This is a genomic window from Pseudomonas sp. ANT_J28 (assembly GCF_008370005.1).
GTDB classification, from domain to species: domain Bacteria; phylum Pseudomonadota; class Gammaproteobacteria; order Pseudomonadales; family Pseudomonadaceae; genus Aquipseudomonas; species Aquipseudomonas frigoris.
Genome location: NZ_VOBM01000045.1, coordinates 37,836 through 53,241, shown reverse-complemented (window position 1 = coordinate 53,241; position 15,406 = coordinate 37,836). Strand labels below are relative to the sequence as shown.

General features: G+C 57.0%; 15 protein-coding genes and 3 pseudogenes. 11 read left to right on the top strand and 7 right to left on the bottom strand.

Going from position 1 to position 15,406, the window contains the following annotated elements:
* Positions 1-69: 69 nt before the first annotated feature.
* The gene (locus FQ187_RS24990) at positions 70-678 is read left to right on the top strand and encodes a DUF2931 family protein (protein WP_256667425.1); all 609 of its coding nucleotides are present in this window, start codon (positions 70-72) and stop codon (positions 676-678) included.
* Between the two features lie 112 nt (positions 679-790).
* On the opposite strand, the gene FQ187_RS24985 is transcribed toward FQ187_RS24990, so the two are convergent.
* Positions 791-1,759, bottom strand: coding sequence for a hypothetical protein (locus tag FQ187_RS24985; RefSeq protein WP_149631522.1), 969 nt, complete (start codon positions 1,757-1,759; stop codon positions 791-793).
* A gap of 231 nt (positions 1,760-1,990) precedes the next feature.
* On the opposite strand from FQ187_RS24985, the gene FQ187_RS24980 reads away from it, so the two are divergent.
* Positions 1,991-2,521, top strand: a complete 531-nt coding sequence (locus FQ187_RS24980; RefSeq protein WP_218580711.1) for a hypothetical protein — start codon at positions 1,991-1,993, stop codon at positions 2,519-2,521.
* Positions 2,522-2,574: 53 nt separating this feature from the next.
* On the opposite strand, the pseudogene FQ187_RS24975 reads toward FQ187_RS24980, so the two are convergent.
* Together FQ187_RS24975 and FQ187_RS24970 are read right to left on the bottom strand one after the other, a co-directional pair.
* Positions 2,575-3,048: pseudogene (locus FQ187_RS24975) on the bottom strand (DUF934 domain-containing protein).
* 43 nt (positions 3,049-3,091) lie between these two features.
* A pseudogene (locus tag FQ187_RS24970) lies at positions 3,092-3,883 on the bottom strand (hypothetical protein); the annotation flags it as partial.
* Between the two features lie 157 nt (positions 3,884-4,040).
* On the opposite strand from FQ187_RS24970, the pseudogene FQ187_RS24960 reads away from it, so the two are divergent.
* Positions 4,041-5,105: pseudogene (locus FQ187_RS24960) on the top strand (cbb3-type cytochrome c oxidase subunit I); the annotation flags it as partial.
* Between the two features lie 125 nt (positions 5,106-5,230).
* Here FQ187_RS24960 and FQ187_RS24955 read toward each other — a convergent pair.
* A complete protein-coding gene (locus FQ187_RS24955) occupies positions 5,231-5,725 on the bottom strand; it encodes a hypothetical protein (protein WP_149631521.1) in 495 nt (164 codons plus the stop codon).
* A gap of 249 nt (positions 5,726-5,974) precedes the next feature.
* On the opposite strand from FQ187_RS24955, the gene FQ187_RS24950 reads away from it, so the two are divergent.
* The 4 genes from FQ187_RS24950 to FQ187_RS24935 all read left to right on the top strand — a co-directional run bounded on the left by FQ187_RS24950 (position 5,975) and on the right by FQ187_RS24935 (position 9,597).
* Positions 5,975-7,342: a hypothetical protein gene (locus tag FQ187_RS24950; RefSeq protein ID WP_149631520.1), complete on the top strand. Its 1,368-nt coding sequence runs from the start codon at positions 5,975-5,977 to the stop codon at positions 7,340-7,342.
* Between the two features lie 99 nt (positions 7,343-7,441).
* The gene (locus FQ187_RS24945) at positions 7,442-8,374 is read left to right on the top strand and encodes a halovibrin HvnC (RefSeq protein ID WP_149631519.1); all 933 of its coding nucleotides are present in this window, start codon (positions 7,442-7,444) and stop codon (positions 8,372-8,374) included.
* 120 nt (positions 8,375-8,494) lie between these two features.
* Positions 8,495-8,791, top strand: coding sequence for a DUF2599 domain-containing protein (locus tag FQ187_RS30985; RefSeq protein ID WP_149631518.1), 297 nt, complete (start codon positions 8,495-8,497; stop codon positions 8,789-8,791).
* A 113-nt stretch (positions 8,792-8,904) separates the two neighbouring features.
* On the top strand, positions 8,905-9,597 hold the full coding sequence (locus FQ187_RS24935) for an aspartate/glutamate racemase family protein (RefSeq protein WP_149631517.1): 693 nt from the start codon (positions 8,905-8,907) through the stop codon (positions 9,595-9,597).
* A 1-nt stretch (position 9,598) separates the two neighbouring features.
* Here the strand turns inward: FQ187_RS24935 and FQ187_RS24930 are convergent, their stop codons facing one another.
* The 3 genes from FQ187_RS24930 to FQ187_RS24920 all read right to left on the bottom strand — a co-directional run bounded on the left by FQ187_RS24930 (position 9,599) and on the right by FQ187_RS24920 (position 11,741).
* Positions 9,599-10,120, bottom strand: a complete 522-nt coding sequence (locus FQ187_RS24930; RefSeq protein WP_149631516.1) for a GNAT family N-acetyltransferase — start codon at positions 10,118-10,120, stop codon at positions 9,599-9,601.
* 112 nt (positions 10,121-10,232) lie between these two features.
* A complete protein-coding gene (locus FQ187_RS24925) occupies positions 10,233-11,213 on the bottom strand; it encodes a LysR family transcriptional regulator (protein WP_149631515.1) in 981 nt (326 codons plus the stop codon).
* Between the two features lie 87 nt (positions 11,214-11,300).
* The gene (locus tag FQ187_RS24920; protein WP_123364141.1) at positions 11,301-11,741 is read right to left on the bottom strand and encodes a carboxymuconolactone decarboxylase family protein; all 441 of its coding nucleotides are present in this window, start codon (positions 11,739-11,741) and stop codon (positions 11,301-11,303) included.
* Between the two features lie 207 nt (positions 11,742-11,948).
* Between FQ187_RS24920 and FQ187_RS24915 the strand changes: the two genes are divergently transcribed.
* The 4 genes from FQ187_RS24915 (at position 11,949) to FQ187_RS24900 (ending at position 15,337) form a co-directional block, all read left to right on the top strand.
* Positions 11,949-13,382: a PLP-dependent aminotransferase family protein gene (locus FQ187_RS24915; RefSeq protein ID WP_149631514.1), complete on the top strand. Its 1,434-nt coding sequence runs from the start codon at positions 11,949-11,951 to the stop codon at positions 13,380-13,382.
* A gap of 123 nt (positions 13,383-13,505) precedes the next feature.
* A complete protein-coding gene (locus tag FQ187_RS24910; protein ID WP_008150809.1) occupies positions 13,506-13,799 on the top strand; it encodes a putative quinol monooxygenase in 294 nt (97 codons plus the stop codon).
* Between the two features lie 188 nt (positions 13,800-13,987).
* Positions 13,988-14,398: a cupin domain-containing protein gene (locus FQ187_RS24905; RefSeq protein WP_149631513.1), complete on the top strand. Its 411-nt coding sequence runs from the start codon at positions 13,988-13,990 to the stop codon at positions 14,396-14,398.
* 228 nt (positions 14,399-14,626) lie between these two features.
* A complete protein-coding gene (locus tag FQ187_RS24900; RefSeq protein ID WP_149631512.1) occupies positions 14,627-15,337 on the top strand; it encodes an ATPase in 711 nt (236 codons plus the stop codon).
* Positions 15,338-15,406: the final 69 nt, after the last annotated feature.

Below are 15,406 nucleotides of genomic sequence, written 5' to 3'. Positions count from 1 at the left end.
GCGGCGCCGCCGCTCCTGGCCCAAAAGCTCCCCACTCTTATCGTTGCTGTTAGTCATAAACATAACCGTTTGCCTATCCCTTATCGTAAGGGGGAAACGGTGTCCTGTCTTTCATGGGGCTCGTTCACGTTTACCGAACCCCACTACATGAAGGTCTGGGTGGAGGACAGTTCCGTAGAAGACATAAGTGGCAAGGTGTTTCAACACACCGGCGCAGGTTCGGCCTCGGGCGGCGAACCAGAAGACGGCACAGAATCCGCCAAAGGTTGGCGAGGCGTCGGCGGCTCTGGAAAAGCGGTGGTCGGCGCCGATCTACCCAAACGTATTTTCGTGCGCTGGCAGTCCATCGTAGAGCCACAGACTTACCAGGTCTGGGTGGACATCCCCGAGCAGGCCAGACAACTTATGCGTTCATCGATCACGCAGCGCTGCCCGGCAACCCCTGAACAAGAGGCCCGGTACATGGCCTCTATCTACCTGGGCCTGGCCCCCGGTGGCGTCGTACAGATATGGGTCAGAGATTCATGCCACCGTCCCGTCGAGGTAGCGCAAGCCAAAGCAGAGATTGAGCCGTTGGGTCCAAGCCAAGGCAAGAATGACGGCCGTTATGCATACCCCGTGAGTGAAAATTCTAAGCACTATATCCAGAAGTTTGGAATACCTTACGGCAGCTGGTGAGTGTCCAAACTGTCTTGCTCTGGAGAATCGCAGCCAGGTCGCTTTACGAGGCATAAACAGCGGCCAGCCACCCACAACCCCAAGGGGTGGATATAAATGACACCCCACATCTTCACCATGACGACCCGCTCTTTAACGCCAACTCCCGCCGACTATTCGCCCGCATCGCCTTGATCAACGACACCGTCCCCACCAGCAAAATCGCCGCGCCAAACAGGAAGTCGATGTTGTACAGATGAAAGTCCTGCAACGGCCCGACCAGAAACACCCGGATCGCCCCGATACTCACCAGCGTGGCGAGAAAATCGATGCCCGGCTCGTCGCGATAAAACACATGCATCAGCGGCAGGCAAATCACCAGCAGCAACAGCAAGACGATCACTTTGAACGAGCCTTTGCGCTCGACGCTGAACGCACATTCGTTGACGGCGTAAGGCTTGTAATCCTCGTCACGCACCAACGCGTTTTTCTCGTTGATGTACTCGGCCCGGTTGTACTTCTGAATGGGTGTAAAGGTGTTCGACATCTCCATCACCGTGGTGATGTGGCGAAAGCGCAAGTCGATGCGCTCATTGCCCTTGAGGTAATACAGCACCGGTTTGTAGCCGTAGCGGTAGGTGTCGAAGGGAAACTCGCTGGCGCGTCCCTGTACGCCGATCGGTCGCGGCTCCAGCTCCGCGTAGGCACTTTTGTTGTCTGACGCGAGGTTACGGCTCAGGGGTTTGATCCTGACCTGTTCGAGAAAAATCGGCGTGGCGCCGTAAGACCATTGCAGCGGTTCCAGGCGCAAGCGCAGCTCGTTTCGGCCCAGGTCGTAGCGGTTGAAAGTGCGCTCGGAAACAATCACCGCGCCGCTGAGCATGAACTCGCCACGCAGGTTGTTGGTGATGCGCAGGGTCAGCTGATCCTTGCCCAGCGACAGCGCATCAGCGGCCGGTGGCGTGCCGCACCAGGCGTAACTGTCGAACGCGCCACCCAACTGCCCGCCGCGGTTTTCCTGGAACACATAAAAGTAACCGCCCCACAGGGTCAACATCAGCAGAAACGCGGTTAACCCTAAAATCTTCTTGCCCACACTCAAACCAGACTCCTTTCGGTACGACTTCCTTATGAAATGCGGACTCTACCAAAGTGCCATCATCGACCCAAGTACAAATGCCTTGAGCCACCACACAACATTTCCCAAGGCGTGCGACTACACCGAATTAATTTAAATTCTGGATGATGGCTCACTGCCATTAGTGCTAGAGTCCGCGCCGGGCAGTCAGCCCCCAATACTCACAACGAGGCGACATGAAGCGTACCTCGGCCAATGACGGCAATCCCGGTCTCAAGGATCATCAATGAAAGCTCTCCGCACGCTGTCACCGTTACAGCCCTGACCGCCACACTGCTGACTTCGGGCTGTGCAAGCATCGTTGGCGACAGCAAATACCCAGTGAACGTATCGAGCACTCCAAGCGGTGCCGACTTCACCATCAAGAACAAGGACGGAGTCATCGTTCATAACGGTTCCACGCCCAATACCGTTACCCTGCCTTCAGGTCGTGGCTACTTCAAAGGTGAGGCCTACACCATCACGTTTAAGAAAGAAGGTTATGCCGATACCAGCACTACGCTGGAAACCAGCATGAGTGGCTGGTACTGGGGCAACCTGTTGTTGGGGGGGGTGATTGGCATGCTCGTTGTCGATCCACTCACTGGCGCGATGTACAAACTTCCCGCCGACGCTGCGGGCAATCTTGGCAACCCACTGCCTGGTGAAGCGCCAAAAAGCCTGACGCTGCTCGAAATTGATCAGCTTTCTCCAAGCGATCGAGCTGCTCTGGTCCGCATCAACTGACAGCGCTCGGCGCATCCAGCTCTACAGGATGCGCCGTCCTCACCGGCGTCCTACTAACGCCGTCGAAACAACGGCCGCGGCTCAATCACCGAACGCCCATAAAGCACACTCATCCCGGCCAGCCCCTTGAGCGCATCTTCAACCGACTTGTCCTCACGTACCGCAAAGCTGTCGAACCCGCATTGACGCATGTGGCTGAGTTGATCGCGCAGTACGTCGCCAACCGCGCGCTACTCGCCTGTCCAGCCCAATCGAGTGCGCAGCAAGTACGCCTGGCTGTAACCGCGACCGTCACGGAAACTCGGAAAGTCGAGGGCAATCAGCGGCAGGTGTGAAAACCACGGCTTGAGGCTTTCCACTTCATCGTCCGGCCCCAACCACACGCCCTTTTGCGGTGGACCTTCAAGCCCACGGGCCAACGGCAAAATCACTGCACCCGCCGGCCATTCATCGTTGACCTCCCTGACACGGTTCCAGACCGATGCGCTGCAAGGTGTCGACGAACACTTTCTCGCTCTCGCGGTAATTGACGAACGTGGCGATGATCCACTTGATCACCTTTGGCACTCAGCCCAGGCCCTGTTCGCAGGCGCGACTCCAGAGTGTGTAGAGATCAGCCTTAGGCACGTCGAGCAACACAATGTTCTGTTCATGGGCGATGCGAATCTCGCCAAAACCGAACGGCTCGGACCAGTCGGCCACCGCCTCCATTTGCTCGGCCGTGACATCATCCGGCGGTGAGGCAATGCCCGGTTTGGTCGACAGCACCACGCTGGCGTAACCCGGCACTTTGTGCGGCTGAACGTTGCGCGATACCCATCCGGCGAAGGCCGGGTTTTCGGACAGGCGTGTGCCGAAGTCGAGGTCGGTGTCCGCCAGTGCGCGGTAATCCGGTGGCACGAAGGCACTGGCCACGCGCTCATACTCGATGTCGGTCAACTGCGCCGGGCCATCCTTGAGGTGCTGCCACTCCTCCTCCACTTCCCGGGCAAAGGCTTCGATGCCCAGCGCCTTGACCAGAGTCTTGATCCGCGCCTTGTACTTGTTGTCGCGCCGACCGTGGCGGTTGTAGACCCGCAGCAGCATTTGCCCGTCGGTGCCAGGGTAAAGATAGAGTCCAATGTCGTGCATCATGATCACCGCCCGGTCCTGTTGCGCCGAGCAGATGGCGTTCTTGAACTTGCGCGGCAGGAACAGGAATTCCGGGTTGATGGTCGACCACTGCCGCAGGATTTCCGCCAGTGGCCGCGGGTCGATCATTTCGTCCGCCGCCACCCCGGCCATGAAGCGTTCGACCTGATCGCGAAACTGCGCGACTCGCTCAAAGACCAGGGCCCGGTCATAGTCATCGTACTGATACATGTGGCTACCTCATCAGGATTGATCGCACGCTCTACATGCCCTGTAGATACCGTCTTGACCCACCGAGTCGCTTGATTTCGCGACTGCTGCGCAGCCGAACGCAGCCTCGCGGTGCTCGACAGCTGCTACGGGTTTGGCGGTGCTTGTGGTAGCGACTATGGACCTGCGGCGCAGCACGTTACAGATTCACCTGAACGGTAAAAAACCGTATCAGGTTGTGGCATATGGCCGCAGGGTCACCTCAAATCTGATCCGCATAAGCTCGGTTTTTCTGAGTCTGTTTTGTTTCCGGCAGGGTTTCTACAGTGGGCGACATGCCAGTCCGGGTGGCCTGGCAAAACTTTGCAACCGTGGAAGCATTGACCATGAGGACAGGCCTAAAACTACAAGGTCGTCCGCCAATTCGCCGTGGCAACCGTGGTATGGGGTGTCGTGGGGATGGCGATGGGGGTGTGGATCGCCTCGCAACTAGTATGGCCGCAGATGAACCTCGACCTGCCATGGACCCCCTTCGGCCGCTTGCGCCCGCTGCACACCAGCCTGGTGATTTTCGGTTTTGCCGGCAGCGCACAATTCGCCGCCAGTTACTACGCGGTGCAGCGAACCTGCCAGGTGCGGGTGTTTTCGGACTAGCTCGCGGCATTCACTTTTTGGGGATGGCAATCGGTGATCGTGGTGATGCTGATCACCCTGCCGTTGGGCTACACCACCAAGGAATACGCCGAGGTCGAGTTCTCCGGCGCGGTGTGGATGACCGTGGTCTGAGTCGCTTATGCCATCTGTTTTTCACCTCCGTGGTGCAACGCAAGACCAAACATATCTACGTCGGCAACTGGTTCTTCGGTGCGTTCATTGTGGTGATCGCCATGCTACACATGGTCAATCACCTGGCGATTCCGGTGGACTGGTTCAAGTCCTGTATTACTTCGTGCCGAAACAGGTCGGGCGGCCGGTGTATTCCTATCGGCTGTCGATCGTGCACTTCTGGGCGCTGATCGCCCTGTACATCCGGGCCGGCCCGCACCACTTGCATTACACCGCGCTACCGGACTGGGCGCAGTCGCTCGGCATGGCGATGTCGCTGATCCTGCTGGCACCGAGTTGGGGCGGGATGATCAACGGCATGATGACCCTGTCGGGGGCCTGGCATAAATTGCGCACAGACCCGATCCTGCGCTTTTTGGTGTTGTCCCTGGCCTTCTACGGGATGTCGACCTTCGAGCACGGTGAGGTGGAGTTGGCGACGGGGAAGTCGGTGAAGGCCATGGCGCTGGAGGAGGTGAAGCCGGGGTGGCGCAACCTCGACCTCTGACAGCTCCCACAGGATTATGTGTCAGGTCAGAGGGTTCAGCTGCGCTCGCGGGGAATCAGGCTCTGCAACTGCTGCGCCAAAAAGTTCGCATCAAAGGCAAAGGTATCCGGGTCTTTCAAGCCATTGGTCTTGCGCCATTGCCAGCTACTGGACGGCGGCAGGCACACGAGCGAAATGCTGCCGTACCGCGCGGCCGTCAGGCCCATCACGGCCAGTGAAATCTGCCCACCGGCACCCATCACATCCGGCACAAATTCCACCGGTTTACCGGCGATCACAATGGACAGCTTCTCGGTCTTGAAGGTCGACGCTTCGACCGGAACGCTCGGCCCCGAGGCAACATACGCCTCGCGACTCACCTCCAGCAGATTCGGTGCCTGGACCGGTTCCAGCCATTGCTGGATCTGATTGAACAGTTCACCAATGCGCGTCGCCCACACGGCCGATTGCGACTCGAACAGTTGCTTCTTGTGCGCTTCGCTTTCTGCGTAATGGCGAAGCATCTCACCCAGTTGCTGTACGTCGTCCATTGCGGTGTTCCTTTGTTGAAGCGGTGCTACGGGAATCAATCATGGCAGATGCCAGCCACCTGTGTACGACAAAGCGGCCGTGCGGCGTCAATTAACGATGGATGAAAACGACGAGCGGTTACTTTTAAGGGGAGTATTCCCCTCTACCTGTCAAATGTGACAGTAGCCGACGTTCGCCCGTTGGTGTTTGATGATCCGGCAGTTGATGGAACGAGAAAGCTCACTATCCACAGCCAAGGATCGCCGCTCATGAGCAACCAAACTTTAAAGATAGACCGGGTGATGGTACCCGGGTGGACGACGCCAGTAATTCATCCGGACGATCCCGAGGGTGGCATCGACCTGTCCCTTGTCAAACCTGCCGGCGTTCAAGTTTTGGTCGATCCTTGGACCAACATGGACGAATACGACACCGCAAAGCTATTGCTTAATGACCTGCCCACGCCTGTCGTCTCCGAAACTATCAAGCCGGGCGACGTAGGCAAAAGATTCACGCTGGATCTGCCTGGTGGATTTCTGCAGGACGGTATCAACCGGATTCGCTTGGAAGTCAAACGTGTCGGTCAGGAACCTGAAACATCGGAAGACCTTGTCGCTCTGTTTTACACCCCTCGCCCTGGCGGCGAAGTAACGGGATCCGGGGACCATCCTGACCTTGGAATGACACTTCCGGCCGATGTTATTGACAAGGGTGTCGATGCCAATCGCGCCGCTCAAGGGGTAGATGTCACACTCAAGTACCCTTATATGCGAGCGCACGACACAATCACTCTCGATTGTGATGGCCACACGGTCCTCCATACTGTGACAGCGGCACAAGCAGCCGCTGGCACAATAGTATTGAAGCTGTTCGCAGACGCGTTCCAAAAAGATAACTCTCGTTTCGCAATGCGCTTTCGGGGCGTCGATCAAATCGGAAACTCTACCGGCCCGCAGGCGATTTGGTCGAAAACGACTTACATAGATGTGCACCTTAAACAACCGGTTCTGGATCTGAAACCGCCAAAAGTGCTGGAAGCCAAGGAACAGAACGGCACCGTATTAAACTTTGAAAAAGACTTCTATGAGGCCAGGTTTGCAACGGTCGAGGTCGACTTCATCGGTTCCGCCAACGGGCAAACTGTCAAAGTCTATTGGCTCGGGCGCAACTCGACGTATGGCAGTGAAATTCAAACTGTCACCCATGCAGGGGAGACCCTGAGATTTCTGATTCCGAGGATGGAAGTTGTTGATTGTATTGGTACCGGTGCGGAGGTCAGTTACACCGTCAGGCTGCCAGGTACGACCGAGGATTTGCCTTCTGAAGATTTACGCATCAGTGTCACCCGCCAAAAGCATCACCTTCCAGAACCCACGCTTTCCTCAGACAAACTTAACATCAGGGCGTATTACCCCACATTGGATGGCGATTACAAAGTACGCCTTGCAGTGTTTGGCAAAGTCACTCGCTACAGTGAAGAGCTCAACATTATCCAACCGTCTTACACCAATATAGCGGTCCCCCGGTTGTGGCTGACTGAAAATAGTGGCCTCCCGGTCATGTTCAACTGCACGCTTAAAAAGACCGGCACCAATGAACCGATTATTTTCTCATGGTGTTTGAGAATTACTTTATAGCCGTCATTTATGCAGAGCTGCTCTACTTAAATAGCGCAAACAAATTAAACGTGCCATTGAAGCCGGCAATTCGGTGTCGGTTTTCATCAGGGGATTGTCATGCTTAAAATAATCGGATTTCTTTTATTCGCTTTAATAGCGGGCTGCAGCCATCTCGATCGACATTCAGAAAATGAAATCGGCGCCATCAACAACGCCAGCACGCAAAATGGGACCACCATCGCAACACAACTTAATACGTTCTACAGCAGAAAATTTACCAACTGCAATAAATCCGATTCACAACCTGCATTCCTGTGTTCGGGTGTCACACTCAGGGTTACGGTAAAAGACCCGAACAACCAATATAAAGTATGGGACCCCAGCCCCACGTCGATAAAAAGTGGTGGTGTTTCGTTCTCTTACCTGAGAGCGGATACCAACTTTGGACGATTGGCCTGGGGCTACGGTAATGGTTATATCCTTTACCCCATCTTTGAAGCACCCGCCGACAAGATCGACCTGGACTATTTGTGCTCGTACCCGATGGATGCGTGGACCTGGACCCGAAACGTAACGGCAGTCTGCGTCGCCCATCCTTCTTATCCCGTTCAAAGCCAGATTTGCCATAACGCCGGCGTGACCACTGCTGAACAATGGAAAGCCGTATGGGATTTACCCGGTGGCACTCCAAACCAGCGCTCATGTGGTTTCGACGTCAAGGATGATCGCAATGCATTGGCGGGTCCCGCGTTCTATCAGTCTGTCAGAGCGAAATCCCTGCTGGGTGCCAAGGGATTCAGCGAGCATAACGAAGTACTGATCAAGACCTGGACAGCAGGTCGCCCCAACACATTACCGATCATGGCATTCTTCTTTGTTGCTGGTGGGACTAACGCGGGTCTTGCCGACGCTCAGTACAATCAAAGAGATTTCTATAATTCAACCAACCCGAAGATCGTGGTACCGATCATTCGGCTCACACCTCCCGACAGCGCAAACGGTACAGCGACGTTTACCTACGTCGCCGCCGATCAGGCGGTGACTCAATGAACACTCTAACGTCGCGCTCTTTTCGTACGGGACTGAACGTTATCCGTCATGCGCAAAATAGAACTGACCCGCCTGACAGTTACATCCTTACCGTGGAGCGCTGTGTGAAATACGTGGAAGGTGCACAGTGGATTTCGGGACTATGAGTGGTCATTTTCTATTACACCCACACCATGTGCGAGGCGGACACCGCCAGAAGGGACGCCCTACCTGTGGGACGAACTCACCCGCGACTATTCCAACAGCTGCTATTGGAAAAACACCCATGGCATGCGCCATCAGTTGATTTGTCATCTGGCAATAGCAAGAGACAAGCCGCAATGGAACCTTGAACCGTGGCGACCTGATGTGAGGTATGAGAAGACGTTGGCCGCAAGTTGCAACCATGTCACCCCCTTGCCTGAAAAGGCACCATGACACTTCTCCGAAAGATGAGCGTTACAGTTTATTTTTCACTGGCATCTGCCCTTGAACACATCGAAACTCCCAAGCCAAGCCTGTCAATGCAGGCCATAGCTTGAGGAAAACCAATGCGCACCATCGGCCTTATCGGCGGCATGAGCTGGGAGTCCAGCGCCAAGTATTACCGTCTCATCAATCAGCAGGTACGCGACCGGCTCGGGCCGTTGCGTTCGGCAAAATTGCTAATGTACAGCGTCGACTTCGGCCCTGTCGAACAGGCCCAGCAAGCCGGGCGCTGGGACGATGCGGCGGCGATTCTGGTGGATGCGGCGCAGCGGTTGCAGGCTGGCGGTGCCGATTGCGTGGTGCTGTGCACCAACACCATGCACAAAGTGTCCGGGCAGATTCAGGCAGCGATCAGTGTTCCGTTTCTGCACATCGCCGACCCGGTGGGTCAAGCTGCCGTCGAGGCTGGCGCGCTGAAGATTGGATTGCTCGGCACAGCGTTCACCATGGAGCAGGATTTCCTCAAGGAGCGCCTGACTTCAATGGGGCTGACCGTGCTGGTGCCGGAGACCGATGAACGTCAGGCCGTCCACCGGATCATCTATGACGAGTTGTGTGTCGGGGTGATCAGCGAGGTATCACGCACGGTGTATCAGCAGGTCATCGAATCACTGACCCGACGTGGCGCCCAGGCAATCATCCTCGGTTGCACGGAAATCGGCCTGCTGATCAAACCCGAGCACAGCGCCCTGCCCTTGCTCGACACCACCGAACTGCATGTGCAGGCGGCGGTGGCGTTCGCCTTGGGCGAGTGACTCAACCGGCCTTGGGCCTGCGACGCAGCCGCGCCATGCTCAAGGCATCCACCAGCACGCCATCACGCACGGCGTAGTCGCGAAACAGCCCTTCGGTGTCGAAGCCGAACTTGCGGTAAAGCCCGATAGCGGCTTCGTTGTCGGCGTAAACCGAAAGCTCGAGCCTTTGCAGGTTCATCCAGTTGTCGGCGACGTCCAGCGCCGCCGCCAACAGTTTCGAGCCGACGCCCTTGCCCTGCCAGGCCACCGCGACGCCCATGCCGAGATTGCCAGCATGGCTGCGGCGGATCCGCGAAAACTGCTCCAGGCCGATATTGCCGATGACCGTCCCTTGATGCAGCGCCACCAGCTGCACCACACGCTCGTTGTCCGGCGCCAGGCGCTTGCGCCAGACTTCGTCGGACTGAAACGGCATTTGCAGCACCTGGCGGGTAATGGCCGGGTCGTTGTAGAGCGCGGTAATGCCGTCGATGTGGGATTCGTTGAAACGTTCGAGGGAAATGACAGCGTCAGTGGCGGGCATGGGTGATTCATCCTTGATACAGACATGGCCGCCCACTCTATACCGCGTACTTGCGATATGGCGAGAGTCAGTGTGGGATCGCCGCACGCCGCTCCCACATTTTGGACAGCGTTCAGCCTTCGAACCACTCTCGGCGCTCAGTGAAAGTATTCTGGATCAGCTCGACGATCATCTGCACCTGCGCTGAACCCTCGGACTCGGCATCGACCGCCATCCACACCTGGCGCTGCATCGGTTGACTGAACAGCCCGGGCAATTCAATAAGGCCGCGGTCGAAGCGGCTGATGTATCCGGGCAGCAGGCCAATGCAGGCGCTGCAACGGATCATCTCCAGCATCAGCTCATAGGAATGCAGCTGCACCACCCCGGCCAGGCGCTGGTCCACGAGGGTATTCCACGGCCGAAAACAGTCGACCTGACGGTCATGCTGCCATTGCACCAGCAGGAAATCCGCCAGGTCATCGAGGCTGTCAGGGCGGGACGCGACCCGTGAATAACGCTTGGCGATGTGGGGCAGGTAGTCGAGCCGCGCCAGACGCCGGGGCTCGCTGACAGCAAAACTCGGGCCTGGCAGCGGTGAATCGGTGCCGGCCAGCCACAGCACCACATCGGCGCTGACCGCTTGCAGGGAGAGTTCGCTGTCCAGGGTGATGATGTCCAGGCGCACGCTGGCGTTGCGCCGCAACAAGGCAACCAGATCGCGACCGAGAATGTCATGCAGGATCGATTCGGCGACGGCCAGGCGAACCAACGGCTGTTCGGTCACCGGCAAATCGCGCTCGTGGGCCAGGGCAATCAACTGCGATTGCAGCTGCAATCCGTCACGACTGAGGGCAACGCCATTCTCTGAATGGCTGAATAGCGAACACTGGAGTTGCGCTTCAAGCTGCGCTAATTGTTTGCGCAACTGGGTGGTCTTGATGTTGAGACTGCGGGCTGCCTGCATGAAACAGCCGCAACGGGCACTGACCCGAAAAGACTGCGCCAGTACCGGATCGATCCCTGCCGCCAGTGTGCGCCAGGATGCGGGCTTTTCTACGGGTGAGCGGTACTCGGCAACTTGTTGACGATCCGTGGTTTCCATAAATGGCATCGCTGACTCCCTGTCGATCTGTCCTTGAAAGCCTCATCCTGCGCAGCGTTTATGAACCTGACGTGACACTCGATGCGGAAAATCGATTCAGCCTCCAGGGGTTTGCCGAAAACTCACTGCCAGGCGATTCCAGCTGTTGATCGTGGTGACAGCGATGGTCAGGTCGACCATCTCGCCTTCGTTGAACTGCTCTCGGGCCTGTGCGTAGACCTCGTCCGGCACATGGTTTTCAGAGAGCAAGGTGACGGCTTCGGTCCAGGCCAGCGCCGCGCGTTCTCGCGCATTAAAGAAGCCGCTGTCGCGCCAGACCACGATCGAATACAACCTACGGTCAGTCTCGCCCAGGCGCCGGGCATCCACCGAGTGCATGTCGGTGCAGAAAGCGCAGCCATTGAGTTGCGACGCACGGATTTTGATCAAGTGCAGCAAGGCCGGTTCGATGCTGAGGTTGCTGGTCAAGGCCTCCATGGCAATCATCGCTTTCATCGCTTTGGGCGATGCGCTGTAGTAATCCAGGCGGGCGTTCATGGAGTGACCTCGTGGATCGAATGTGTGCCCCTCAAGGTAGGCGTTGATACGCAGGCGTTACAGATCCAATTCTGCGAAATACCCGTGGACCACTCAGGCACCAGACCAATCGGAGGTTTTTCGCCCACGCAACTTTTGCGCAGGCGCTCATGCGGGTAATCTGGCGCGACGCACACGCGCCTCAATCGCCCCAGGAGCCTCGCTGGTATGGAACTTCACGTTGTCATCAACGGCCGCAAGGACCTGGCAGGCCAGTTGTACAACCAACTGCGCAGTGCCATCGAATCCGGCCGTCTGGCAGCCGGGACGCAGCTGCCGCCCAGTCGTTTACTCGCTGAACAACTGGGCATTTCGCGCAAGACCATTTCCGACACCTACACACAACTGACCTACGAAAACTTCCTCACCGGGGTCATCGGCAAAGGCACGTACGTCAACGCCCGACCGGCGAAAATCACCCGTAAACAGAGCCATTCGGAGTTGGCCAGTGCCGAGGTCATCGAGTCCTGGCGCAACCTGCCGGTGTTTCTGCGCCATCCGACGCTGGAAGGCTCGTTGCGCTATGACTTCATCGGCGGCGCCACCAGCAAGGGCCAGTTTCCCCAGGATGACTGGCGGCGCTGCACCGCTCATGCCTTGCGCCAAATCTCTGCGTCCAAGGGATTCTACAGCCTGCCCGAAGGCCTGCCGGCGCTGCGTAATGCGATCGCCCGGCACATCGCGTTTTCTCGTGGGGTTAACTGCCGGGACGAAGACGTGGTGGTGTGCAACGGCGCCCAACAGGCGCTGGACCTGATCTCCCGGGTGCTCACGCGCCCCGGCAGCATTGTCGCCATGGAAGACCCCGGCTATCCGCCCGCACGCCTGTTGTTCGGTACCCACGGTGCCACGGTGATCGGCGTCCCGTTGGATGCGGAAGGCATTCAGGTGGACAAGATCCCCCTTGGCACCCGGCTGATCTACGTCACGCCGTCCCACCAGTTCCCCCTCGGCATGCCGATGAGCCAGGCGCGCCGGGTGGCGCTGCTGGAGCGGGCCCATGAGTTGGGCGCGATCATCATCGAGGACGATTACGACAGCGAATTCCGCTACGAAGGCCGGCCCACCGACTCGCTGCAAAGCATGGACGAACGCGGCATCGTCGCCTACGTCGGGACCTTTTCGAAAACCCTGCTGCCGGAGCTGCGCCTGGGTTATGCGATCCTGCCGCCGGCAATACTCGAAGCGGTCATTCGCGCCAAGCAGCTCACCGACCTGCACACCTCCACCCTGCCCCAATGGGCGCTGGCCAAGTTCATCGCCGAAGGCTGTCTGCTCAAGCACATCCGGCGCTGCCATACGATCTATGCCGGGCGTCGTGAGCGGATCCTCGAGCGTATGGCCGGCGATCTTTCACCGTGGCTAGAGGCTGTCCCAACCACCGCCGGGTTCCACATGGTGGTTATGTGCAAAGTGTCTATCGATATTCCATTGGTGATTGAACTGGCCAAAAAGGTTGAAGTGGGGGTGTATCCCATCGACAGCTTTTTCTATCAGCAAGCGCCGCAGGCCGGGCTTTTCCTGGGTTTTGGCGCCATTGAAACCCTGGACATCGACATCGCCCTGGACCGCCTGCGGGACATTTTGCAGCAGGTCGCCTGACAGATTGGTCTGCGTTTTTATCCCGCGATTGGCTATTGGTGGTCCGGGGATGCAGGCCTATCCTGCATAAGCGTTATCCCTCAATGAGCAGGATTCGTCCGGACTGATTCAGGAGTGTGAGCAATGTCCAACGAAGTGATCAATACCGTTAAGGTGCAGGCCGCCGCCGGCCGCTCGGACGAACTGGGCAAGCAACTGCAAAAAATTGTCGACACCCTGCGCGAACTTCCGGGCTGCGATTCCTATATGGTCGACCGCTGCCCCGAGGACGACAACCGCTGGACGGTCAGCGCCCGCTGGCAATCGGAAGCGGCCATGCAAATGCATTTCAACTGCCCTGAAGTACAAGGCTTTATCGGCCTGATCGACAGCCGCCTGGCCAACAGCGTCGACTTCAACAGCTTTCCTATCGTTTAGAAAATTAGGTCGCCGCCTTCGGCCACTCCTACAGGGCAATGGGTACCCCTGCAGGAGTGGCTGGAGGCGGCGATCTTGTTTTTCAACGTGCATGATTGGTCCCCTCGCCTTCACGAAAATTGGCTGTTTGCTTACCTTAGGCCGAGACTTACTGTGGTCCCTGACACTAACCACAGCAGGTGATAACCATGAATGCCTTGCGCTACTGTGCTGCCCCCCTTGCCGCCCTCGCCCTGACCGTTTCAGCCGCGGCATTCGCCCACGCCCCTTCGGAAAAAGTCACCATTCTGCAGGACGAAATGCTGCAAAACGTGCCGGGCAAAAAAGCATTGATGATCGAAGTCGACTACAAGCCCGGCCAATCGTCCATCGCCCACAAGCACGAGGGCACGGCCATGGCCTACGTCCTTTCGGGCTCGATCATTTCTCAAGTGAAGGGTCAAAAAGCGATCACCTATAAGGCCGGCGAATTCTGGTACGAACCGGCGGGATCGGAACATTTGGTCTCGAAAAATGCCAGTGCAACCAAGCCTGCCAAACTGTTGGTGTTCATGGTGTTGTCCCCGGACGAAAAAGTATTGATCCCCTTGGAAAACTGATAGCTGAACTCGCAGCCATAAATAATCAGGCCCGAACTACGAATTCGGGCCTCTTTATTTCCGGGCGTCATTAACTGGAAACGTTTAAACCAAATAAAACTATTGATCACACAACAAGTACAGGTGTTGGCCACTTCAATGAGTCGCGACAGGTTTAGTCTGGAATCAACGCCGCGCGTGTCCGGCATATTAACTTTCCGACTCAAGTTGTTTCACGGGAGAAACACCATGAAACTTGCACTTGTCAGCACCTTGACGATAACGGTTCTTTTAACAGCCTGTTCAATACCCACTGCACCGAAGGCTGTTTCTTCGCTCGACGGCATTTTCACCGAGCCGGTGGGTCGCAGCAGTGCCATGCATGTCACCAATGGCAGCAACGTGTCCCTGGGCATCGTCTACAGCCGCAACACTCAGACCAACCGCGCCTACCTTCAGGATTACCAGGCCAACGCCGGCACCGGTTTCGGCCAAAGCCTGTTGGTGCAGTCGATTCACGATGCCTACGTTGCTACCTCCAAACCGGACCTGGCAGTGGACTGGGTCAAAGCATCCTTGCAACGTCAGTTTGGCTCGGTGACCGTGTACCCCGACATGCAAAGTCTCAGGGCCGCTAAACCGGACGTGGTCGCCGTCGTCGACACGCGCAGTCAATTGATGACATCGCGCAGTTCGGATATCAGCGCGGATGTCAGCGCAGCGTTCTACGACACCAACTTCAACTACATCGGCACTGCGCAAGGGCATGATGCTAAAGAACTGAGTCCGGTATGGGCGGACTATAAACGCAGCGAAGAGATAGTTGCCGATATAAACGAACAACAGAATGTGCAAGTCAGGGCCTTGCAGAAGTTTGACCAGTCGCTCAGTGATTTATTGACCAGACCGACAGATAAAGTGTCGATGATCGATAACACAACAGGCATAAATTTGTATTGAATGTGATACCCCTTCGCGAGCAAGCCCGCTCCCACATTGATTATGTGTACGACGCAAAACTAATGTGGG